18 protein-coding genes are annotated in these 21,325 nt (G+C 67.0%); 5 read left to right on the top strand and 13 right to left on the bottom strand.

The genetic code is table 11. The features are described 5' to 3' along the window. Positions 1-104: 104 nt before the first annotated feature. The gene (gene thiS, locus MLE64_RS15465) at positions 105-302 is read left to right on the top strand and encodes a sulfur carrier protein ThiS (RefSeq protein ID WP_243319127.1); all 198 of its coding nucleotides are present in this window, start codon (positions 105-107) and stop codon (positions 300-302) included. A gap of 1 nt (position 303) precedes the next feature. Here thiS and MLE64_RS15470 read toward each other — a convergent pair whose 3' ends face one another. Together MLE64_RS15470 and amaB are read right to left on the bottom strand one after the other, a co-directional pair. Further along, on the bottom strand, positions 304-1,992 hold the full coding sequence (locus tag MLE64_RS15470; RefSeq protein WP_243319128.1) for a sensor histidine kinase: 1,689 nt from the start codon (positions 1,990-1,992) through the stop codon (positions 304-306). 155 nt (positions 1,993-2,147) lie between these two features. Beyond that, positions 2,148-3,674: an L-piperidine-6-carboxylate dehydrogenase gene (gene amaB, locus MLE64_RS15475; protein WP_243319130.1), complete on the bottom strand. Its 1,527-nt coding sequence runs from the start codon at positions 3,672-3,674 to the stop codon at positions 2,148-2,150. An 84-nt stretch (positions 3,675-3,758) separates the two neighbouring features. On the opposite strand from amaB, the gene MLE64_RS15480 reads away from it, so the two are divergent. Further along, complete coding sequence (locus tag MLE64_RS15480; protein ID WP_243319133.1) at positions 3,759-4,670, top strand: LysR family transcriptional regulator; 912 nt, start codon at positions 3,759-3,761, stop codon at positions 4,668-4,670. Here MLE64_RS15480 and MLE64_RS15485 read toward each other — a convergent pair. The 3 genes from MLE64_RS15485 to rplI all read right to left on the bottom strand — a co-directional run bounded on the left by MLE64_RS15485 (position 4,667) and on the right by rplI (position 6,310). Then, complete coding sequence (locus MLE64_RS15485; protein WP_243319135.1) at positions 4,667-5,296, bottom strand: YqiA/YcfP family alpha/beta fold hydrolase; 630 nt, start codon at positions 5,294-5,296, stop codon at positions 4,667-4,669. The genes MLE64_RS15480 and MLE64_RS15485 overlap by 4 nt on opposite strands. A gap of 154 nt (positions 5,297-5,450) precedes the next feature. Then, entirely contained in the window at positions 5,451-5,750 is a 300-nt protein-coding gene (locus MLE64_RS15490) for an HU family DNA-binding protein (protein ID WP_026853313.1), read from the bottom strand. A gap of 110 nt (positions 5,751-5,860) precedes the next feature. Further along, the gene (gene rplI, locus MLE64_RS15495; protein ID WP_243319137.1) at positions 5,861-6,310 is read right to left on the bottom strand and encodes a 50S ribosomal protein L9; all 450 of its coding nucleotides are present in this window, start codon (positions 6,308-6,310) and stop codon (positions 5,861-5,863) included. 217 nt (positions 6,311-6,527) lie between these two features. Here rplI and MLE64_RS15500 point away from each other — a divergent pair, with 217 nt between their 5' ends. After that, a complete protein-coding gene (locus MLE64_RS15500; RefSeq protein WP_243319140.1) occupies positions 6,528-6,911 on the top strand; it encodes a PilZ domain-containing protein in 384 nt (127 codons plus the stop codon). 12 nt (positions 6,912-6,923) lie between these two features. Here the strand turns inward: MLE64_RS15500 and MLE64_RS15505 are convergent, their stop codons facing one another. The 3 genes from MLE64_RS15505 to MLE64_RS15515 all read right to left on the bottom strand — a co-directional run bounded on the left by MLE64_RS15505 (position 6,924) and on the right by MLE64_RS15515 (position 10,709). Further along, positions 6,924-8,051 carry a DegT/DnrJ/EryC1/StrS family aminotransferase gene (locus MLE64_RS15505; RefSeq protein ID WP_243319142.1) on the bottom strand — a complete coding sequence of 376 codons (1,128 nt, stop codon included), beginning with the start codon at positions 8,049-8,051 and terminating at the stop codon, positions 6,924-6,926. Between the two features lie 143 nt (positions 8,052-8,194). Then, the gene (gene lysS, locus MLE64_RS15510) at positions 8,195-9,706 is read right to left on the bottom strand and encodes a lysine--tRNA ligase (RefSeq protein ID WP_243319143.1); all 1,512 of its coding nucleotides are present in this window, start codon (positions 9,704-9,706) and stop codon (positions 8,195-8,197) included. 37 nt (positions 9,707-9,743) lie between these two features. Next, entirely contained in the window at positions 9,744-10,709 is a 966-nt protein-coding gene (locus MLE64_RS15515) for a DUF3187 family protein (RefSeq protein ID WP_243319145.1), read from the bottom strand. Between the two features lie 182 nt (positions 10,710-10,891). On the opposite strand from MLE64_RS15515, the gene MLE64_RS15520 reads away from it, so the two are divergent. After that, positions 10,892-12,202, top strand: a complete 1,311-nt coding sequence (locus tag MLE64_RS15520; RefSeq protein ID WP_243319147.1) for a citrate (Si)-synthase — start codon at positions 10,892-10,894, stop codon at positions 12,200-12,202. Positions 12,203-12,265: 63 nt separating this feature from the next. On the opposite strand, the gene MLE64_RS15525 is transcribed toward MLE64_RS15520, so the two are convergent. The 5 genes from MLE64_RS15525 to MLE64_RS15545 form a co-directional block, all read right to left on the bottom strand. Next, positions 12,266-14,992: a citrate/2-methylcitrate synthase gene (locus MLE64_RS15525; protein ID WP_243319148.1), complete on the bottom strand. Its 2,727-nt coding sequence runs from the start codon at positions 14,990-14,992 to the stop codon at positions 12,266-12,268. Between the two features lie 9 nt (positions 14,993-15,001). Next, a complete protein-coding gene (locus tag MLE64_RS15530) occupies positions 15,002-16,279 on the bottom strand; it encodes an ATP citrate lyase citrate-binding domain-containing protein (RefSeq protein ID WP_243319151.1) in 1,278 nt (425 codons plus the stop codon). Positions 16,280-16,540: 261 nt separating this feature from the next. After that, complete coding sequence (locus MLE64_RS15535; RefSeq protein ID WP_243319153.1) at positions 16,541-18,151, bottom strand: CTP synthase; 1,611 nt, start codon at positions 18,149-18,151, stop codon at positions 16,541-16,543. Between the two features lie 31 nt (positions 18,152-18,182). After that, complete coding sequence (gene argS / locus MLE64_RS15540; RefSeq protein WP_243319155.1) at positions 18,183-19,982, bottom strand: arginine--tRNA ligase; 1,800 nt, start codon at positions 19,980-19,982, stop codon at positions 18,183-18,185. A 26-nt stretch (positions 19,983-20,008) separates the two neighbouring features. Continuing rightward, a complete protein-coding gene (locus MLE64_RS15545; RefSeq protein WP_243294700.1) occupies positions 20,009-20,839 on the bottom strand; it encodes a transketolase in 831 nt (276 codons plus the stop codon). Positions 20,840-21,016: 177 nt separating this feature from the next. On the opposite strand from MLE64_RS15545, the gene rpsT reads away from it, so the two are divergent. Beyond that, a complete protein-coding gene (gene rpsT / locus MLE64_RS15550) occupies positions 21,017-21,280 on the top strand; it encodes a 30S ribosomal protein S20 (RefSeq protein WP_243319158.1) in 264 nt (87 codons plus the stop codon). Positions 21,281-21,325: the final 45 nt, after the last annotated feature.

Here is a 21,325-nt window from a genome sequence, read left to right on the forward strand (position 1 = left end):
CCCCCCGCGCCCGCCCCGGTGGGTGTGTTGCACCCACCCCCCCCACCCCCCCCCCCCCCCCCCCCCCCCCCCCCCGATTCTCTTCCTGAAAGGCAACAGCGCGAATGATCCTGGTCAATGAAGAACCGCTGGCATGGCACGAGGGCATGACCGTGCGGGACATCCTCCGCGCCCGGAACTACCGCTTCCCCATGCTCGTCATCCACGTGAACGACGCGCTGGTGGCGAAGGCCGACTACGACACCACCACGGTCCCCGACGGGGCCGTGGTGAAGGTCATCCACCTCATCAGCGGAGGCTGATTCAGAGGGCGTTCAACCGCGGGAGGAAGATGGTGAACCGGGAGCCCTTCCCCGGTTCGCTGGCCACCTCCATGCGGCCCTCGCCTTCCTCCACCAGCGCCTTGAGGGAGGGCAGGCCCAGCCCGGTGCCTTTGCCGGGGGCCTTGGTGGTGAAGAAGGGATCGAAGATGCGGTCGAGGATCTCCGGGGGCATGCCGATCCCGGAATCGACCACATCGATCCGCGCCATGGCGGCCCCGGGCCCGTCGATCCCCGCGCGGATGGCGAGCTTTCCGCCCTCGGCCATGGCATCCCGGGCGTTGGCCACCAGGTTCACCAGCATCTGCTCCAGCCGGAGCCTGGAGCTCTGAACGACCAGGGCGTCGGAAGGCGCCACCTCGATGCACAGCTCCATCGTCCGGGGAATGAGGAGGCGCAGCGTCGCCTCCATGTCCCGCAATTCCTGGCCCAGATCCACGGGCGCCAGGTCCTCGGACTCGCGGCTCACGAACCGCATGAGGCGGCTGGTCAGGGTGGCGGCGCGGCTGGCGGCGGAGGTCATTCTCTGGAGATCCTCCGAGCCCGCGGGCCGGCCTTCCTCCATGTTCATGAGGGCCAGCTCCGCGGAACTCTTCAGGACGCTCAGGAGGTTGTTCAGATCGTGGGCCAGCCCGGCGCCCATAAGGGCCAGCGTGTTCATGCGCTCCGTCCTCAGCAGGGCCTCCTGGGCATGCTCGAGGGCCTCCGTCCGGTGCTGGACCCGCTCCTCCAGGGTCCGCCGGGCGGCCCGGAGGTCCAGGATGGCCAGGAACTGGCGGAGGAGCAGCAGGGCCACCATCACCAGGAAGATGCCGATGGCCCCGCGCATCTGATGGAGCGGCCCCCGGGGCAGGAGGGCCGCCAGGACGAGGATGGCGGCGAGGACCGGCAGGTAGGGGAACAGCCGCACCAGCCGCTTCCCGTCGGTCGCCCGCGAGGCCCGCGACACCTTGGGCTGCGGAGACCAGGCCGCCAGGCCCTGGAAGAACGGGATCCCTCCGGCCACGGGGATCCAGGCGTGGGGCGAGGTGACGGCAGGGAGGCCGGCCAGGGTCCAGCAGGACAGGGCCGAGAGCCAAGCCAGGGCCGAGGCGGACAGCCATCCGAGGGGGCCACGGATGAGGCCGGGGTGATAGGAGGTCATGAAGACCAGGCCACCCCCGAGAAGGGCCGCGTTGAGGTAGGCCGCCAGGACCCGGAGGCCCATGCCTTGGCTCGAGGCGCGCAGCGAGCCCTGCACGCCCATCGCGAGGAGCAGGAAGAGGAGGGACGTGGCGAAGATGAGGCTGTCCAGGGCCCGCCTGCGGAACAGGCTGCCCGGCCCCGGCTCCTTCGGAAAGCTCAGGACGCCCGCCAAGGCCAGGATGCCCGTGGCCAGGCTCAGGAGGCTGACCAGGAAGGTGATCTCCGGCAGGGCCTGCCCGTGGCTGATGAAGGTGAGGAGCAGGCTGGGCACCTCGAAGAAGGCGGACACGGCCAGTAGCAGCCAGGCCATCCGCTCGCCCGAGGGGGCCCGCCAGGCCCGGTGGCTCAGGCTCAGGAAGGCCAGGATCTCCAGGAGCATGTAGCCCAGGGGCCAGGCATGGATGCGCTGGGCCGCCGGAAGGGCCAGGTGCGCCAGCGTCACGCCGAGCCAGGTCGCGACCAGGGCTCCCCGAGCCGCACGGGCCAAGGCGCCGCCGCCCCCAGGAGACACGGGAGCCGCCGCTGGGTCAGACGGATGGAGACGGGGGGTTGGCCCGGGCACTGGTCAGCCTCACGGTTAATTCTGCCTAGAGTCTACCCGAGTGCCCCTGGAATGGCCCTGCTGAAACCCGGCCGGCGGATTCAGAGTTCCAGGGTGATGCCCTGGGCCAACTCCACCTGGCCGCTGAAGTTGATGGCGCTGGTCTGGCGGCGCATGTAGGCCTTCCATGCGTCGGAACCGCTCTCGCGGCCGCCGCCGGTCTCCTTCTCGCCGCCGAAGGCCCCACCGATCTCCGCGCCGCTGGTGCCCGTGTTCACGTTGGCCAGGCCGCAATCGCTGCCGGCCGCGGAGAGGAACAGCTCGCTCTCGCGCTGGTCGTTGGTGATGATGGCACTGGAAAGGCCCTGGGACACGCCGTTCTGGAGGGCGATGGCCTCCTCGATGGTCCGGTAGGTCATGAGGTAGAGCACCGGCGCGAAGGTCTCCTCCTTCACGATGGGCAGGTTGCCGGACACCTCGGCGAGGCAGGGCGTGATGTAGCAGCCGCCGGTCAACCCTGAGGTGGGCGGCAGCTTCTCGCCACCGAATAGGACCTTCCCGCCCTGGGCCTTCACAGTCTCGATGGCCGCGAGCATGGTCTCCACGGCGCCCTGGTCCACCAGGGGGCCCATGAGGTTCTCGTCCTGGCGCGGATCGCCGATGGGCGTTTTGCGGTAGAGATCCAGCAGGCGGTCGCGGAAGGCCGGGTAGATGGACTCGTGGACGATGACGCGGCGGGTGGAGGTGCAGCGCTGACCGGAGGTGCCGATGGCGCCGAAGTAGATGGAGCGCAGCGCGATCTCGAGGTCGCCCTTCTCGCTGACGATCACGGCGCCGTTGCCCCCCAGCTCCAGGATGTGGCGCCCGAAGCGCTCCTGCACCAGCTTGCCCACGTGCCTGCCACCGGGAACGGAGCCCGTGTAGGACACCAGGGCCACGCGCGGATCGGTGTTGATGAGGTCGCCGATCTCGCTGCCTTTGCCGATCACGAGGCTGCAGATGGCTGGATCGTAGCCGAAGTCGCGCAGCACCTTCTCGGCGATCCGGGTGCAGGCGATGGCGGTGAGGGGCGTCTTGGAGGAGGGCTTCCACAGCACGGTGTCGCCGCAGACCAGGGCCAGGGCCGTGTTCCAGCTCCAGACGGCCACGGGGAAGTTGAAGGCCGTGATGACGCCCACCACGCCCAGGGGATGCCACTGCTCCTGCAGGCGGTGCTGGCGGCGCTCGCTGGGCATGGTGAGACCGTAGAGCTGACGGGAGAGGCCCACGGCGAAGTCGCAGATGTCGATCATCTCCTGGACCTCGCCCAGGCCCTCGCGCAGGGCCTTGCCCATCTCGAGGCTCACGAGCATGCCCAGGGCCTCCTTGTGCCTGCGCAGCTCATCGCCCAGGGCCCGCACCACCTCGCCCCGCTTGGGCGCGGGCACCAGCTTCCAGGAGGCAAAGGCCGCATGACAGCGGGCCAGGACGGCCTCGAATTCCGCGGGCGTCACATTGACCACGTCCGCCAGCTTCGCGCCGTCGATGGGGGACACCACGGCCTGGGCTTTCCCGCTTCCGATCCATTCGCCCGAGAACCCGCCCCGATTCGAATCCGACATGCCCAGCGCCTTCAGGACGTCCTGCATGGCCGCACCTCCCTATGGCATTTGTATCTTTTTTTGTGTCAATTATGAAATTCATTCGATTCACGCTCGGCATGAATATGATTCATGATTATGGACGCCCTCCTGGATCTCCCCCAGCTCCGCACCTTCTTCACCCTGGCCCAGACCGGCAGCTTCACCGCCTGCGCCCGCCGGCTGAACCGCACCCAGTCCGCCGTCAGCCACGCCATGGCCAAGCTGGAGGAGCTGGCCGGCGTCCGCCTCCTGGAGCGCCGGGGGCGCAGCCTGGGCCTGACCGAGGAGGGCCGCCGGCTCTACCAGGCCTGCGAGCAGGTCTTCGCGACCCTGGACGCGGCCTCGGAGGACCTGCGCCGCCACCAGAGCCTCTCCAAAGGCCGTCTGCGGGTGGGCGCCACGGTGGAGTTCGGCAGCAGCATCCTCATGCGCCACATGCAGCCCTTCCTGGCCGCGAACCCGGATCTGGAGATCGACTTCACCCTCAACCACGACCTTCTGGCGCCCCTCCTGCGCGACGACCTCGACTTGATCATCGATTGCCAGGAGCACCTGCTGCCTTCCTTGAAGAAGACCCCTCTCTTCCGGGAGACCTACGTGGTGGCCTGCGCCCCTGCGTTCCGCAAGGCGCACCGCATCCGGGTCCCCGGCGACCTCGGGCGGTGCCCGGTGCTGTCCCTCGACAAGGCCGGAGCCTGGTGGAACCGCTTCCTCATGGCCGTCCCCGGCCGGGACCAGCCCCAGCTGGAGCGGTTCATCGCCATCGACCACATCCGCGCGATGATCCACGCGGCGGCGGAAGGCATGGGCGCGCTGCTGGTGCCGCGCTACAGCGTGCTGGAGGAGCTGGAGCGGGGCGACCTTGTGGCCCTCTTCCCCGCCATCCGCCCCGCCGAGGACCGCTTCTCCATCTACCAGAAGAAGGTGAAGGCCGGCCAGGAGAAACAGAAGCTGCTCACGCGCTACCTGCAGGGGCTGAGCCCGGCCGAGTTCGGATCTTAGCGGAAGGCCGCCTCCAGGGCCATTTCGAGGCAGGCCAGCGATGGTGGCGCCAGCAGCCCGTGGTCATCTTCGAGGACGTGGAGGATGGCGCCCGGGTTCCGCGCCGCATAGGCTTCGCTCTCTAGCAGAAGGACGGATTCGTCCGCCCGGCCGTGGAGGATCACCGTGGGCACGGGAATGCGCCAAGCCTCATCGCCCTGCCAGCGCGGGAGGTCCCGGAGCAGGTCCGGACCCAGCCGCAGGGGCCGCCCCTCGCCGTGGTGGAAGACTTCCATCTCCCCGCGCTCCCGATAGGCGGCCCAGGCGGGATGCGTCATGCGGCGCGAGGCGAAGCCGATGGCCGGAGCCAGGAGGAGCAGGGAGCGCAGCGGGCTGCCCCGGTGCGCCACCGCCGTGGCGACGAACCCGCCCAGGGAACTCCCCACCAGCATCGGCGGCTCGGGCAGGCTCCGCACCAGCGCCTCCACGGCCTCCACCTGAGCCGTGACCGTGAGGGCCTCGAAGGACGGCAGGTTCAGGTCCGGCGCATGGAAGGCGATCCCGCGGGCTTCCGCCCACTGCCGCGTGAAGCGCCCCTTGTTCCCGTTGGGGGCGGAGGAGAAGCCGTGGAGGTAGATGAGGGCCATGATTGATCATGCGCTCGGAGGGAGCCAAACCGCGATGCGGTTTGGCTCAGGGCTGCCAGCTTCGCTGGCGGCAGAAGATTCCCTTTCACGAAGAAGGCCGCCTTCCGGCGGCCTTCTTCCATCTGCAAAGCGCAGCTTTGCAGCCAGTCCCTACTTACATCTGATCCTTCAGACCCTTCGCCGTCTTGAAGACAACCTTGCGGCCTGCGGGGATCTGGATGCTCTCGCCGGTCTTGGGGTTGCGGCCCATCTTCTCCTTGGTGGCGCGCACTTCGAAGGTGCCGAGGCCGAAGAGGTTGACGCGCTGGCCGGAGAGCAGGGTCTCCACGATGTGGTCGCGGACGCCGTCGAGAATCGCCTTGGCGCGGGCCTTGGAGAGGTCCTGGGCCTCCGCCAGGGTGGCGGCGAGTTCGGCGATGCCGAGGGTTTCAGGCTTGGCAGTGGTCTTCGCCATGGATGGACTCCTTGGGATGGGGTGTGGCGGGATCCGACGACGCGGAATCCCGGCAGGACCAGCGCCTCCGCGAGGAGCCGGCCGGGTGGGGGGATGGGTTCTGGGCGGGCCTACTCGGCCGCGGTGGCGGTGACTTCGAGGCTGACCTTGGCGTGCACGCCGCTGTAGAGGCGGACATCCACGGTGTAGGCGCCGGCATCCTTGATGTGGGGCACGGTGATGTCGCGGCGATCAAGGGTGAAGCCCTTGCCCTTGAAGAGTTCGGCGACATCGGCGTTGGTGACGGAACCGAAGAGGTGACCGTTCTCGCCGGCCTTCTTGGCCACGGCGAGGCTCACGGCCTCGAGCTTCTCGGCCAGGCTCTTGGCGTCGGCCAGTTCCTTGGCGCGGAGCTTCTCGGCGCGGATCTTCTCGAGCTCGATCTGGCGCTTGTTGCCGGCGGTGACGGGCAGGGCCATCTTGCGCGGCAGCAGGAAATTGCGGGCGTAGCCGTCCTTGACGTTCACGACATCGCCGCGGGCGCCGAGGCTGGGCACGTTCTCGATGAGGAGGATTTCCATGGGAACTCCAGGAATAGAATGGGTGGATGGGGGGGCCGGCCAGCGCTGCTTGCCCGCGTTGTCCCCGCTTGGGTGAGACGGCGTCCTGCGCCGTCAGGGCCGGATTCCCAGGAACCCGCCCTGTCCCCCGGTGGGTTCAGGCCGATCAGAAAGTCCAGTTTATCCACGGATCGTCCGATACCCAACCAGGGATTTCCGGATCGAGGGGGCTCCGTTCATGAACAGCCAGGATCACCGCCGCGAGACCCGTGTCGTCACCGGCCCTGAATTCACCATCTCGTTCAGCCTGAATGGCTACGACTTCCGGGAAGTCCGCATCATGAACCTGAGCGCGGGCGGCTGTTTCGCCCTCGTCCTGGGGCGGACCGCCCGCTTCTTCCTGCCGGGAACGACCCTCGACGACCTGGTGCTCGGCCATCCCGACCTTCCCAAGCACCCCATCACGGCGACCGTGGCCTACATGCTGGGATACTCCGCCAGCGGCCAGACGGAGGAGCAGGTGGGGATGGGCCTGCAGTTCCGGGACGTGCCCCCCGCCACCCGGGAGGCGCTGGCCACCTGGGTGGAGAGGGTCACAGCCGCCGGGGGGGCCGGGGCCTGAACCTCCGGGGCGCTACTTCTTGCCGAAGAAGGCCAGGATCGCCGTCGCTGTCTCTTCGAGCATGGCCGCCGTCATCTCGGGGTAGACCGGGAGGCTGAGCACTTCCTTGGCGGCGAGCTCGGACTCGGGCAGCTGGCCGGTCTTGTACCCGAGGTCCTTGAAGCAGGGCTGCTCGTGGAGGCAGATGGGATAGTAGATCGCGCTGCCGATGCCGCGCTCCTTGAGGTGGGCCTGCAGCGCGTCGCGCTTGCCGCCCTTCACGCGGATGGTGAACTGGTTGTAGATGTGACGGCCATCGGGGACCACTTCGCGGGGCAGCACGGCCTCGTCGGCGGTCAGGCCCTTCATGCGCTCCAGGTACCAGGCGGCGTGCTTCCGGCGCCCCTCGTGCCAGCCGTCCAGCATGGGCAGCTTGGCGCGGAGCACTAGGGCCTGGAACTCGTCCATGCGCCCGTTCATGCCCACCTCGTGGTGCATGTAGACCGGCTCCATGCCGTGGACACGGATGCGCCGCACGCGCGCGCCCAGGGTGGCGTCGTCGCGGATGGCGGTCATGCCCGCGTCGCCGAAGGCGCCGAGGTTCTTGGTGGGATAGAAGCTGTAGGCGGTCATGTCGCCGAACTGGCCCGCGGACTTGCCCCAGCCCTTGGCGCCCAGGCTCTGGCAGGCGTCCTCCAGCACCGGGATGCCGTGCTTCTTCGCCACGGCCATGATGGCGGGCATCTCCGCCAGCTGGCCGAAGAGGTGCACAGGCATGATGGCCTTGGTCCGGGACGTGATGGCGGCTTCCACCAGGGCGCCCGACGCGTTGAAGGTGGCCGGATCCAGGTCGATGAAGACGGGCTTGGCGCCCAGGCGCGAGACCACGCCCGCCGAGGCGAAGAAGGTGAAGCTGGGAACGATCACCTCGTCGCCGTGGCCGATGCCCAGAGCCATGAGGGCGGCCAGCAGGGCGTCCGTGCCGCTGGACATAGCGACGGCGTGGGCGGCGCCGGCATAGGCGGAGATCTCGGCCTCCAGGCCCTTCACGTTCTCGCCCAGGATGAACGAGGAGCGGTCGATGAGGCCCGAGAGCCCCTCCAGCACCTTGGCCTTCACGGCGGCATTCTGCGGGGCAAGCTCAAGCATCGGGACGGCCATGGGAGCCTCCAATCAAGGTTTTCAAGTATGGCAGCGGAAGGGGCCAGATTCTGTCACATCCAGGCGGGGTTTCACCGCAGAGAACGCGGAGGAAGATCGCCTTGGTTCTTCCCTGCGCTCTCCGCGTTCTCCGCGGTTGGCGTTTATTCCTTTTCCTCGCTCTCCGACGGCTTCGCCGGGCGCATGAGGGGGAACAAAATGACGTCGCGGATGCTGGCGCTGTTGGTGAGGAGCATGACCAGGCGGTCGATGCCGATGCCTTCGCCGCCGCAGGGGGGGAAGCCGTGCTCCAGACTGGTGACGAAGTCCATGTCCAGGAGCATGGCCTCGTCGTTGCCGGCGTCCCGCTCGGCCATCTGGGCCTGGAAGCGGCCCATCTGGTCGACGGGGTCGTTCAGCTCGGAGTAGGCGTTGGCCAGCTCCATGCCGCCGACGAAGAGCTCGAAGCGGTCCACGAAGCGGTCGTCGCCTTCGAGCGTCTTCGTGAGGGGCGACAGCTCGATGGGATAGTCCGTGATGAAGGTGGGCTGGATGAGCTGCTTCTCCGCATGGTGCTCGAAGAGGTCGCCCAGCAGGGTGCCCACGGTCTTGGCGCCGGCATCCTCGATGTGGACGGCCTTGGCCAGGGCGCGGACGCTGTCGCCGTCCTCCAGCAGGTGCCGGTCGACGTGGCCGTACTCGGCGATGGCGTCCTTGAGGGTCAGGCGCCGGAAGGGCTTGGCGTAGGAGATGGGCTGCTCGCCCCAGGGAAGCGTCTCGGAACCCATGACGTCCCGCGCCAGGCCCGAGATCAGATCCTCCGTGAGGGCCATCATGTCGCGGAGATCCTGGCCGGCGGCGTAGAACTCCATCATGGTGAACTCGGGATTGTGGCGGACGCTCAGCCCCTCGTTCCGGAAGTTGCGGTTGATCTCGAAGACCTTCTCGAAGCCGCCCACGATGAGCCGCTTGAGGTACAGCTCTGGCGCGATGCGGAGGTAGAGGGACATGTCCAGGGCGTTGTGGTGCGTGATGAAGGGCCGGGCCGTGGCGCCGCCGGGGATGGGCTGCATCATGGGCGTCTCGACTTCCAGGTAGCCCTGGTCCTCCATGAAGCGCCGGATGCCGCTCACGATGCGCGACCGGGTCTGGAAGGTCTTCAGCACGTCGCCGTTGGAGATGAGGTCCAGGTACCGCTGGCGGTAGCGCTGCTCCTTGTCCTGGAGGCCGTGCCACTTCTCAGGCAGGGGCAGCAGGGCCTTGGACAGGAACTGGACCTCCTTCACCCGCACGCTCAGCTCGCCGGTCTTGGTGCGCATGAGGGGGCCAGTGACGCTGACGAAGTCGCCCATGTCCAGGAGCTTGAGCACGTCCCAGCCGGGCTCGGCCACGTCGTCCTTGCGGAAGAAGGCCTGGAGCTTCTCGCCGTTCTCTGTGAGGTGCGCGAACACGCTCTTGCCCATCTCCCGGATGGTGAGCACCCGGCCCATGACCGACACGGTTATCCCCAGGCCCTCGAGCTTCTCGTTGGGCCAGGCCTCGGCATCTGCGTAAGTCGCGGTCAGGTCCGAGATCCCGTGGGTGCGCTTCGCCTTCCGCGGCCAGACGTCCAGTCCCAGAGCCTTGAGCTTGTCGAGCTTCTCAAGGCGGATGTCGCGGTACTGGTTGGGCTGCATGGGAGCTCCGGCACGAATCATCTAGTTTACAGGCAGGTCAGCTCCCGTCGAAGCGGTAGGCCACGTAGGCGGAGATGTCCGGAGCCGTGAAGGTGCCGGCTTCTTCGCTGAATCCGAAGCGCCAGCGGGGCAGCCGCGTGTGGCGGAGGGTCCAGTGCTGCTGCCACCCCGCCCGGTCCAGCCGCGCCAGGCCCGTGCGGTAGGGACTGCCGGCGTAACCCACGCTGACCTCCAGGCCGAGGCCGTCGATGAGGCCCGGGCCCTGGCCCAGCCAGGCCACCGTGGCCCAGGCCCGGTTGAAGGAGGTGTGGTCCATGACCTCCCGCAGCGGGCTGTGCTGGGGAAGCCCCAGCATCACGCGCTCCGCCTGGCCGAAGAGCTTGATGCGGCCCAGGCGCTTCCAGGCCGCGGCGCCCACCAGGCCGTCGGTGCCCCCGTCTCCGGAGAAGTCGGACTGCCTGCCCGTGGGCAGCTGGAGCGACGCGCCGACGCGCCCGCCCGCATCCGCGGTGCCGAAGGGTCGCACCCACGCCACATCCAGATCCATCAGGGCCACGCCCGGCCGGCTCAGGTCGCCGATCACGCGGCCGTCCCGCTCCAGGTGGTAGACCAGGCGGTTCTTCGGCGCGTCCTCCCGCCCGCCCTGGGGCAGGTTGAGCAGCTTGTGCCAGTTCGCGATGGCCTGATCCGCGATGCCGCCGGATCGCGAGGCGACGCGGGTGCGGACATTGATCCGGGAGGACCCCGCCTTCACGGCCCAGTCCCAGGTCAGCTGCCACTCCTCGCCATCCAGACGCGCCCAGGTCCGCCCATCGGCGCTATGCTCCAGGTCTGGCCGCAGCATCTGGCTGGTCGCCTCCAGCGCCAGCTCATTCACGCCTTCCGGAAGGGGCTCGGGGAAACCCTCGAACCAGGCCACCCGATTGGGCCGGGGCGTCTCCTGGGCCGTGAGGGTCCCCGCCACCATTGCGAACACCAATACTTTCAGATTGACGCAGGTCACGGCATCTCCTCTGAACTCCATACATACTCTGGTTATGGGTCACGGTCACCTCGATTAATTCCCACAAGGTCATCAAAAGATCGAAAGGCCATGGCATCGATAGATGATGCCCGTATGATGATCGGACCCCTGCTCCTTCCAAAGCCACCCCATCCACCCTCCCTCATTTCATGGAGCCAGCCATGTCACGCCTGAAATCACACCTTCTTGAGAAGATCGAGGAGCACCGTCCCCGCACCACCAGGCTCCTGAAGGAGTTCGGGAAGGTCGTCATCGATGAGGTGACCATCGACCAGTGCATCGGCGGCGCCCGGGACATCAAGGCCCTCGTCACCGACATCAGCTACCTCGACTCTCAGGAAGGCATCCGCTTTCGCGGCAAGCTCATTCCCGAAACCTTCGCCGCCCTGCCCAAGCTGCCCGGCGCCGAATATCCGACGGTGGAATCCTTCTGGTACTACCTGCTCACGGGCGACATCCCCACGGCCGCCGAGGCCGAGGAGATCAAGGAGGACTTCAAGTCTCGCGCCAAGGTGCCGGCCTACGTCTTCGACGTGCTGAAGGCCCTGCCCAAGGACAGCCACCCCATGGTGATGCTCTCCACCGCCGTCCTGGCGATGCAGAAGGAGAGCAAGTTCAACAAGGCCTACCACAGCCTGAAGAAGAACGACTACTGGGACACCACCTATGAGGATGCCTGCGATCTGCTGGCCAAGCTGCCCGAGATCGCCGCCTTCATCTACCGCTACAAGTACAAGAACGGCGACATCATCGCCCCCGACTACAGCCTCGACATGGGGGCCAACTTCGCCCACATGATGGGCATCGCCAAGCCCTATGACGACGTGGCTCGCATGTATTTCATCCTGCACAGCGACCACGAGAGCGGCAACGTCAGCGCCCACACCACGCACCTCGTGGCCTCCGCGCTGTCCGACGCCTACTACGCCTTCAGCGCCGGCCTCAACGGCCTGGCGGGCCCCCTCCACGGCCTGGCCAACCAGGAAGTGCTGCAGTGGATCATGGAATTCCAGAAGAAGCTGAACGGCGCCGAGCCCACCGAGGAGAACGTGAAGGCGGCCCTGTGGGACACGCTGAACAGCGGCCACGTCATCCCCGGCTACGGCCACGCCGTGCTGCGCAAGACCGATCCGCGCTACACCGCACAGATGGAGTTCTGCCAGAAGCACCTGCCCAACGACCCGCTCTTCAAGCTGGTCAACATGATCTACCACGTGGCCCCGGGCGTGCTCACCGAGCAGGGCAAGACCAAGAACCCCTGGCCCAACGTGGACGCACAGAGCGGCGTGATCCAGTGGTACTACGGCCTCACCGAGTACGACTTCTACACCGTGCTCTTCGGCGTGGGCCGCGCCATCGGCGTGCTGGCCAACATCACCTGGGACCGCGCCCTGGGCTACGCCCTGGAGCGCCCCAAGTCCGTCACCACGGCCATGCTCGAGGACTGGGCCGCCAAGGGCGGCATCAAGTAGGATTCCCGTGCGCAGAAAAAGGGCGGGCCGGATGGCCCGCCCTTTTTCGGCGTAGGAAAAGACCTAAAGGATGTAGGCGAGGTCCCGCTCGGAGGTCCGGCAGTCCATGTCCAGACCCCGGTCCCGGTGGTCGGCGATCTCGGCCGAGGTGCCCACGGTGCGGCCGAAGAGGAAGAGGGTGAAGGCCAGCTCCTGGACCTGGCGGAGCGTGAGCCGGCCGGCCTTCAGATCCTTCCAGGCCAGCTTGAGCGTGATCACGGCCAGCACCGCGTCCACGTTCACGCAGAACACGTTCCGGGTCACGCCCTCGGCGTAGAGCTCCTTCACCAAGTGGCGGTAGAACTCCCAGAAGGCGTTGTAGACGCCCTGCTCCGCCAGCATCCCCCCCACGAACTGCTCGCGGGGATCCACGTTGATCTTGTTGCCGCGGAAGACCGGATGGTTGATGCAGGGGATGGGCTTCACGGCGCCCTCCTCCACCTCCTGGGCCTGTTTCTTGGCGGCCCCATAAGCCTTGGCCGTCCGGGTCGCCATGGCCTTGAGATCCAGACCATGGTTGGGGTCGCCGGGGTCGGCCAGGGGGGCGCCCTCGAACTGCTCGACCAGGAAGTTGATGGCTTCGTAGCCGTTGCCGCCGTGGGCCCGGCCCGTGTTCGCCAGGAAGCCCACGAAGGCCATGGAGATATCGTTCCGGGCGCTGACGCTCTCCTTGGCCCCTTTGGCCGAGAGGGTTCCAGGGCCGTTGGTGATGGTGAGCCCGAGGAGCGTCTGGAACTCCAGCAGCTCGTGCGGCTCCGGCGCGCGTCCGAAGAGCACCTTGAAGGCGTTCTCCGTGAAGCTGTGGTTGAGGTTCGACAGCTTCTGGTCCACCAGCTTCTTCCAGTGGGGGTTGTGCTCCCGGTTCACCACCGAGTAGGCCACGATGCGGGACATGAGGTAGAAGTAGGTGACCGAGTCCTCCACCAGCTGGCGGCTGATGCGCTTCTCCAGCATGGGGTTCCAGAGCACGCACACGGCGATGGTGGCCAGCAGGAACTCGTAGGCGTCCCGGATCTCCCGCCCCCCCTTCTCTGCCAGGTCGATGATGTGCTGGCAGACCCGCAGGGCCACGCAGGACTTTTTGGACTTCCGCACCTCCTTGAGCAGCAGGTCGGATACGTCCGTCTTCCGCGAGGGCTCCGAGGTCAACAGGTGCGCCCGCACGAACTCGTCCAGGGCCGCCGGGAAGGTCTTGGTGTGCTCATCCAGGTTGAACTCGCGGATGAGGTCGATGATGAACCTGGCCTGTTCGCGGGACTTCGCCAGCAGCTCCTTGTCCCCCACGAGGGCGATCTGGGAGGCCAGGTAGGCGTTTGGAGTGCAGCCGTTGGCCCGGCCCACGTCGATCAGCTCCATCCGCCGCTCGTCGATCTTCATGAACAGGTTCAGGATCAGGTTCAGGGTGGGGATGTCCGTCTTCTCGGGCATCACCTTCGCCAGGGCGAAGTAGAGGTTCTCCTCCAGGGTCCGCCGGGACAGGTCCATCACGGACTTCCCATGCAGCTCCGCGATTTGCGTCTCGGGGCTCATCCGCGAGGCCCCGGACTTGTCCGCCATGTTCTGGCGGAGGTAGTGGGCGCCGACCTGCTTGTTCACCTCCACGATCTGACGGTCGTAGGGGGCCGGGGCCTGCACCACGGGCAGGTCCAGGTGGGGCGGGAGGTGGACCCTGCCGTCGCTGAGCCAGAGCTTCAGGGAGAGGTCCCCAGTGGCGGGGAAGTCGGGCGCCTCGTCGATCTTCTCGAAGACCGCGCGCACCGCGTCCGGGATGTACTGGATGCTCGGAACCCGGACGCCGCGCTTGCTGACCTGGCGGGTCTTCGGATCGAAGACGTCCACCCCGAAGTACTCGTCGAACCAGCGTTCCTTGCTCTCCGCGTCGTCGCCGCTGCCGGAGAGGGCCCCGGCATGGCCGCAGGCGCGCGTGATGTTCTTCTTCCAGCGCCCGGTGACGCAGGCGATGATCGGCTTGGTGAAGCCAAAGGTGCGGTCCTTGATCCAGTCGAGCGCCATCTTCTCGTAGTAGCCGCCGGGCTCCACGTAGATCACCACCGCCTTGGTGCGGGGGTCGTTCTGGGCCGCGTAGAGGAACTCGGGCAGGGCGAAGTGGATGTAGACGTCCTTCCCGCTCGAGACCGCCGTGCTGATGCCGAAGCCCGCGGTGCGGAGGTACTCGGCCATGGTGGTGGTGAAGTTGCCGGAGTTCGAGTGGATGGCGATGGAGCCCTTCACCAGGGTCTCTTCGGGCCGGTCGCCGCCCAGGCTTCCGCCGATGCGGACGCGGTCCCAGGCGTTGGCCATGCCCAGGCAGTTGGCGCCGATGACGTCCACACCCGCCTCCTGGCAGAGGGCCCGGATGTTGCGCGAATCCCGCGCCGGCACCTTCTCCGTGACGACGACGATGCGCTTCAGCGCCTCGTTGTGGGTCACGAGCTCGGAGACGGCCTTGCACACGCCGAGGGGCGGGATGTAGACCACGCCCATGTCGAAGGCGATGCCCTGCTCCATGACCTCGCGGATGCTGCGGTAGACGGGGATGCTGCCCAGCTTCGTCTCCAGGGCGCCCCGGCGTCCGTACTGGACGCCGGCCACGACGTTGCCGCCGCTGTACTCGTGGGAGATGGGCGTGACCTTGCGGCTCTCGCTGCCCAGGATGTTCATCACGCAGACGCGGTGCTCGCGGGTGGCAAGCTCCTCCAGGGAGTGCAGGCCCACGTAGTAGGGGAAGGGCTTCGTCTTCAGCCGTCGCATGGATGCCTCCTAGGCCCGCACCTGGGTTTCGATCTGCTTGCGGTAGGCCGCGGCCCCCTCGGCGCCCCACCAGCGGTCGATCTTCCGCGCGTACTCGAGGGTGAGGATCATGGAGGTGTCGTGGCCGAACATCTTGTAGGGCATCCGCAGCCGGTCGAGGATGTCCTTCGCGTAGAACATGCCCTTGACCACGTTCGGCCCGCCCCGGCCCGCCACCACGTAGAGCGGCTTCCAGCCGGCCTTGGCCACGTGGTCGCGCAGGGCGTCGAACACGCCCTTGAAGGTCACGTAGATGTCCGTGTTGTTGGCCTTGCCGCCGATGAGCAGGAGCATGTTGGCCTGCTGGTACCAGTGCTCGAAGACGATGCGGCTGATCTCGTAGATCTTCTCGTAGGGGGGATTCCCACCGAAGTCCGAGGAGAAGATCGCGGCCTCGCCCAGGGCCTCGGTGCCCGCGCTGTTCGCGCCCCCGCCGAACATGAAGGGGAGGATGGTCCCGTGCGGATTCATCTCCAGCACGTCGCTCTGGCCCTGGTGGGTGCGCAGCTCGTTGATGTCGGCCTCGAAGGCCGTGGTCTCCGTCTGGAAGAGCGAGTCGGGCAGCCCGATGCGCTTCCAGGCCGGGTTGTCCTGGTCGAAGCTGGCCTTCACGTCGCAGGCCACGGGCAGGATCTGGTTGCTCCGGCGCTGGACCCGGATGGGATTGAGCTCGATGGTGGTCAGCCCGTAGCCGTCGTAGAGCTCCCAGAGCTTCGGCAGATGCTGGACCAGCGCCGAGATGAAGGCCTCGGGACAGCCCGTGTCGGTGAGGGCGTTGGTGATCTCGAAGGCGTTGATGCCGATGAAGGGGTCGATCTCCACGACCGCCTTCTTCTCCGCCGGCAGCTCCTCGATGTCCACGCCGCCCCAGGGGGTGATGGTGAAGACGGGGCCCCGATACGCGCTGGAGCTGCTGATGCTGAAGTACACCTCCAGGTCGGAGGGCACAAAAGCTTCCATGGTCACGCCATTGGCCGTGACGGGCTTGTTCCCGTAGGTGTGCTGCGCGAAGAACAGCTCGCGCTTGGCCTGCAGGGCCTCCTGGAGCGTGCCCACCACGCGCACCAGCCCCGCCTTGCCCTTCTTGCCCACGCCGCCGTAGAAGACCGGCTTCACCACCAGCTTCTGGTGCTTCTCCAGGAACTGCTGGATCTCCTGGTTGGTGGCAGAACCGTCGATGAACTCCGCCACGGGAAATTCAACCAGCTGCAGAAGCTTGGAGCCGTATCGCAAACCCGACAGTTGCATGGACTCTCCTCGGCCGTCTTTGGCAATGAACTGGAACTCCGGTCCGTCAGGAGAGGTCCGGATCCATATAGATGATATTTGGATCATCTTTTTGAGCCAACCAAAGATTACTCTTGGGTCGTATTACGATGCCAGTTTGATGACCTTCCGATAATCTTCCCGGCACCCCCAGTGGAGCACCACCAACCTTTCAGATTCCTTCCAAACGCCGTCGGGACAGAGAATTCATCCCTGTCCCGACAAAGGCCCGGGGGCGGGCGGTCAGCCGCGGTTGGCGGCGCTGGCCTTCACGAAGGCCGTGAACAGCGGGTGCGGATTGAGGGGCCGGCTCTTGAACTCGGGGTGGAACTGGCAGGCCAGGAAGTAGGGATGGTCCTTCACTTCCACGATCTCCACGAAGACGCCGTCGGGGCTCATGCCCGTGAAGCGGAAGCCCTTGTCCTCCAGGGCCTTCCTGTACTCGTGGTTGAACTCGTAGCGGTGCCGGTGGCGCTCGCTGATCTCCGTGCCGCCGTAGGCCTTCGCCGCCTGGCTGCCCGGTGTGAGGCGGCAGGGATAGGCGCCGAGGCGCATGGTCCCGCCCAGCTCCTCCACGTCCACCAGCTCGCGCAGCTTGAAGATCACGCGGTGCTTGGGCGCGTCGTCGAACTCGGTGGAGTCGGCGCCCTCCAGGCCCGCCACGTTCCGCGCGAACTCCACGGAGGCCATCTGCATGCCCAGGCAGATGCCGAAGAAGGGGATCTTGTGCTCGCGGGCGTACTGGATGGACTTGATCATGCCCCGGGTGCCGCGCACGCCGAACCCGCCCGGCACGAGGATGCCGTGGCAGTCCTGCAGGAAGGCCGCCGGGTCCTGGTTCTCCAGGTCCTCGGCCTCGATCCACTTGAGGTCCACGTGGGTCTCCAGGCCGTAGCCGGCATGGTGGAGGGCCTCGATGAGGCTCTTGTAGCTCTCCTTGAACTCCACGTACTTGCCCACGATGCCGATGCGCACGCTGCCCTTGGGGTTGCGGATGCGCTGGAGGAGGTTCTGCCAGGCGCTCAGGTCCGGCTCCTTCTCGCCGAGACCCAGCAGCGCGGCGACCTTGGCGTCCAGGCCCTCCAGGTGCAGGTTCAGGGGCACTTCGTAGATGGAGTGGGCGTCCCGGCAGCTGAACACGGCATCCGGCGTCACGGAGCAGAACAGGGCGATCTTGTCCTTCAGGTCGCGGGGGATGTCCTGCTCCGCGCGGCAGAGCAGCACGTCCGGCTGGATGCCCAGCGCCCGCAGCTCCTTCACGCTGTGCTGGGTCGGCTTCGACTTCAGCTCGCCCGCGGCCTTGATGAAAGGCACATAGGTGAGGTGCATGTTGAGGGCGTTGGCCTTCATCTGGGAATCCAGGCCCACCTCCAGCTTGAACTGCCGGATGGCCTCCAGGAAGGGCTGGCTCTCGATGTCGCCCACCGTGCCGCCGATCTCGATGATCACCACGTCCATGTCCTTGGCGACCTTCTTCATCACGCCCTTGATCTCGTCGGTGATGTGCGGGATCACCTGCACGGTCTTGCCCAGGTAATCGCCGCGCCGCTCCTTCTGGATCACGGTGTTGTAGATCCGGCCTGTCGTGATGGTGTGGTTCTGCGTGGTGGGCACCGAGGTGAACCGCTCGTAGTGGCCCAGGTCCAGGTCCGTCTCGGCACCGTCGTCCGTGACGAACACCTCGCCGTGCTGGAACGGCGACATGGTGCCCGGATCCACGTTGAGGTAGGGATCCATCTTCATGAGCGTCACCTTCAGCCCCCGGGCCTCCAGCAGCGCGCCCAGGCTGGCCGCCGCGATCCCCTTGCCCAGGCTCGACAGCACACCGCCGGTCACGAACACGTACTTGGTCATGGGATCTCCTGAAAGCGGGGTTCGGCGAGGTTCACATCTCCTCCGGGGCCTGGATGCCCATGAGGTGGAGGCCCTGGCGGAGGGCGCGGGCGGTGGCGACGCAGAGGGTGAGGCGGGCATCGCGAACTTCCGGCGCATTCTCCGGGGCGAGGATGGGACAGTTGGTGTAGTAGCCGCTGAAGGAGCGGGCCACAGCCACGAGCTGGCGCGCGAGGGGCGTCGCCATGCAGCCGTCGGCCACGGCCGAGATCGCACCGGGGAGCCCGGCCAGCTCAAAGAGCAGGGCCTGGGCCTCGGGCGCGGCGAGGCCTTCATGGCTTCCCGGAAGCTGCGCTTCCAGGAAGGAAAGGGCAGGACCACTCGTTGATTGGATCTGGGCCTTCGCGGCCCAGTCGCCGCCGGCCTTGCGCAGCACGCTCATGATGCGGGCGTGGGCGTACTGCACGTAGGGGCCCGTGTCGCCGTCGAGGGCGATGACGCGGTCCCAGGTGAAGGTGATGGGCTTCACGCGGTCGTTCATCGCGTCGAAGAACACCACGGCGCCCATGCCCAGGATCTCCGCCACCTCGGCTTTGTTGGCCAGTTCGGGATTCTTCTCGTCGATGATGGCGGCCACGCGGTCGCGCGCCTCGTCCAGCACGTCCTCCAGGAAGATGACATTGCCCTTGCGGGTGCTCATCTTGCCCTCGGGCAGCTTCACCATGCCGAACGGCGTGTGCAGCATGCGGCCCTTGAACCAGGGATCCAGCTTGTCGAGCACGGCGAAGATCTGCTGGAAGTGCAGCACCTGGTCCGTGCCCACGACATACAGGCAGCGGTCGAAGGCATAGGCCTCCTTCCGGTAGAGGGCCGCCGCCAGGTCGCGGGTGGCGTAGATGCTGGTGCCATCGGCCTTCTGCACCAGGCAGGGCGTGCTGATGCCCACGTCCTCCAGATCCACGATGCGGGCGCCGTTGTTGCCTTCCACCAGCAGGCCAGCATCCTCCAGCCGCTGCATGGTCGGGACGAGCCGGTCCTCGTAGAAGGCCTCGCCCTGCTCCAGCGTGTCGAAGCTCACGCCCAGGCGGTCGTAGATGCGCTGGAACTCGCGCAGGGAGATCTCCCGGAACCAGCTCCAGAGTCGGCGGGCTTCAAGGTCACCCTCCTCCAGGCGCCGGAACCAGCCGCGGGCCTCGTCGCGCATGGCCGGGTCGTTCTCCTCCTCGGCGTGGAAGCGCACGTAGAGCTGGAAGAGCCGGAACAGGGGCGTGCGGCGCTTCTCCGGCGCGGGCTCGGCCCAGTCGAAGTCCTGCTCCAGGTCCGCGTTCCCGTCCTGGGCCCAGCGGGTGTAGGCCGCCAGCAGGGTTCCGAACTGCGTGCCCCAGTCGCCCAGGTGGTTGAGGCGGATCACCTCGTAGCCGAGGAACTGGTGGGCCTGGGCCAGGGTGTGGCCGATCATGGTGGAGCGCAGATGGCCGATGGTGAAGAGCTTGGCGATGTTGGGCGAGCTGTACTCGACGATCACCTTCTTGCCGTTGGCCACTCGCGAGCCGTAGGGACGGCCCGCCGGCGCCTCCAGGATGGCTCCCAGCACGGCCTTGGCGCGGGTCTCCGGCGCCAGCTTGAGGTTCAGGTAGGGGCCGGCGGCGACGAGCGTGGCCCCATCGATGGCAAGGGAAGCCGCCAGCTCCTGCGACAGCTGCACGGGGTTCTTCCCCAGCTGCTTGGCGGCGCGGAAGCAGGGGAAGGCCAGGTCTCCCAGCTCGCCGGTCTTCGGCCGCTCCAGCGTGATCTCCACGCCGGGAAGGGCCGCCGCCAGCCGCTGTTCGAAGGTGTGTCGCAATGCATCCATCAGGGTCAGTCCTCGGTCTTCAGTCCTTAGTCGGCCAGCTCGGCCAGGGCCTTCTCGTAGTCTTCGGTCTTGGGGGCCACGCCGTGCCAGCCGGCCTGGTTCTCCATGAAGCTCACGCCCTTCCCCTTCACGGTGCGGGCGCAGATCATCACCGGCTGGCCCTTCACGGTCCGGGCCCAGGCCAGGGCCTCCAGGATCTGGGTGAAGTCGTGGCCGTCGATCTCCTTCACGGCCCAGCCGAAGGCGCGCCACTTGTCCGCCACCGGGTTGATGTTCATGACCTTCTTCACCTCGCCGTCGATCTGCAGGCCGTTCAGGTCGTGGAACACGCAGAGGTTGTCCAGCTTGTGGTGGGGCGCGGCCATGGCCGCTTCCCAGATCACGCCCTCCTGGCTCTCGCCGTCGCCCACCACGCAGTAGACGCGCTGGGCCGCCTTCTGCACCTTCAGGCCCAGGGCGATGCCCACGGCCTGAGGCAGGCCCTGGCCCAGGCTGCCGGTGGTGACTTCCACGCCGGGCGTGTAATGGTTCTCGGCGTGACCCTGGAGCTTCGTGGGGTACTGGCGGAAGGTCTCCAGCCAGGCCTTCGGGAAGAAGCCCTGGTCCGCGAGGAGGGCGTACTGGGCGGGGCAGGCGTGGCCCTTGGAAAGCACGAAGCGGTCGCGGGCGGGGTTCGCGGGGTCCTCGGGGAACACGGTCATCTCGTGGAAGTAGAGCGCCACGCCGATGTCGATCCAGCTCAGGCTGCCCCCGGGATGGCCGCTCTGGGCCTTGTAGACCTGCAGCAGCACGTCCCGGCGCAGGGCTTTCGCCTTCGCCGCCAGATCCACGACGGACTCCAATTTCTTCTGAGGCATGACCCCATCCTTCCCGGGAGGCCATTCGCCTCCGACTAGGATGCCCTGGGGAGGGGCGCTCCGGAAGGGGGCGAATGGGCCTTCAGCCCCGCCTTTTGCCCTTGACCATCAGGCATTTTGCGATAGGATGGTCTTTCGCGCTTCCCGGGGTTTCCAGGGGAGCTGGAGATCCCGCCCATGGCCAACCACAAGTCCGCTGCCAAGAAGGCCCGTCGCGATGCCGAGGCCCGCCTCCGCAACCGCAGCAACCGCTCGACCCTGAAGACGGCCGTCAAGAGCTTCCTGACCCTCATCGCCGGCGGCAACAAGGCCGAGGCCGCCAAGCAGCTGCCCCTGACCCAGGGCCTGGTGGACAAGGCCTGCCGGAAGGGCGTCATGCACAAGAATGCCGCGGACCGCACCAAGTCCCGCCTGGCCGACAAAGTGAACAAGCTGGCCTAACGGCTGCTCTAAATATGTCGAAAAGGACCCGGCCCGGCCGGGTCC

This window comes from Geothrix paludis, from assembly GCF_022808815.1.
Lineage (GTDB): Bacteria > Acidobacteriota > Holophagae > Holophagales > Holophagaceae > Geothrix > Geothrix paludis.

Excerpts from the sequence above, each read along its gene's own strand:
- thiS (WP_243319127.1), top strand. The coding sequence starts at position 105 with ATGATCCTGGTCAATGAAGAACCGCTGGCATGGCACGAGGGCATGACC.
- amaB (WP_243319130.1), bottom strand. The coding sequence starts at position 3,674 with ATGCAGGACGTCCTGAAGGCGCTGGGCATGTCGGATTCGAATCGGGGC.
- MLE64_RS15480 (WP_243319133.1), top strand. The coding sequence starts at position 3,759 with ATGATTATGGACGCCCTCCTGGATCTCCCCCAGCTCCGCACCTTCTTC.
- MLE64_RS15485 (WP_243319135.1), bottom strand. The coding sequence starts at position 5,296 with ATGGCCCTCATCTACCTCCACGGCTTCTCCTCCGCCCCCAACGGGAAC.
- MLE64_RS15490 (WP_026853313.1), bottom strand. The coding sequence starts at position 5,750 with ATGGCGAAGACCACTGCCAAGCCTGAAACCCTCGGCATCGCCGAACTC.
- rplI (WP_243319137.1), bottom strand. The coding sequence starts at position 6,310 with ATGGAAATCCTCCTCATCGAGAACGTGCCCAGCCTCGGCGCCCGCGGC.
- MLE64_RS15500 (WP_243319140.1), top strand. The coding sequence starts at position 6,528 with ATGAACAGCCAGGATCACCGCCGCGAGACCCGTGTCGTCACCGGCCCT.
- MLE64_RS15505 (WP_243319142.1), bottom strand. The coding sequence starts at position 8,051 with ATGGCCGTCCCGATGCTTGAGCTTGCCCCGCAGAATGCCGCCGTGAAG.
- lysS (WP_243319143.1), bottom strand. The coding sequence starts at position 9,706 with ATGCAGCCCAACCAGTACCGCGACATCCGCCTTGAGAAGCTCGACAAG.
- MLE64_RS15520 (WP_243319147.1), top strand. The coding sequence starts at position 10,892 with ATGTCACGCCTGAAATCACACCTTCTTGAGAAGATCGAGGAGCACCGT.
- MLE64_RS15525 (WP_243319148.1), bottom strand. The coding sequence starts at position 14,992 with ATGCGACGGCTGAAGACGAAGCCCTTCCCCTACTACGTGGGCCTGCAC.
- MLE64_RS15530 (WP_243319151.1), bottom strand. The coding sequence starts at position 16,279 with ATGCAACTGTCGGGTTTGCGATACGGCTCCAAGCTTCTGCAGCTGGTT.
- MLE64_RS15535 (WP_243319153.1), bottom strand. The coding sequence starts at position 18,151 with ATGACCAAGTACGTGTTCGTGACCGGCGGTGTGCTGTCGAGCCTGGGC.
- argS (WP_243319155.1), bottom strand. The coding sequence starts at position 19,982 with ATGGATGCATTGCGACACACCTTCGAACAGCGGCTGGCGGCGGCCCTT.
- MLE64_RS15545 (WP_243294700.1), bottom strand. The coding sequence starts at position 20,839 with ATGCCTCAGAAGAAATTGGAGTCCGTCGTGGATCTGGCGGCGAAGGCG.
- rpsT (WP_243319158.1), top strand. The coding sequence starts at position 21,017 with ATGGCCAACCACAAGTCCGCTGCCAAGAAGGCCCGTCGCGATGCCGAG.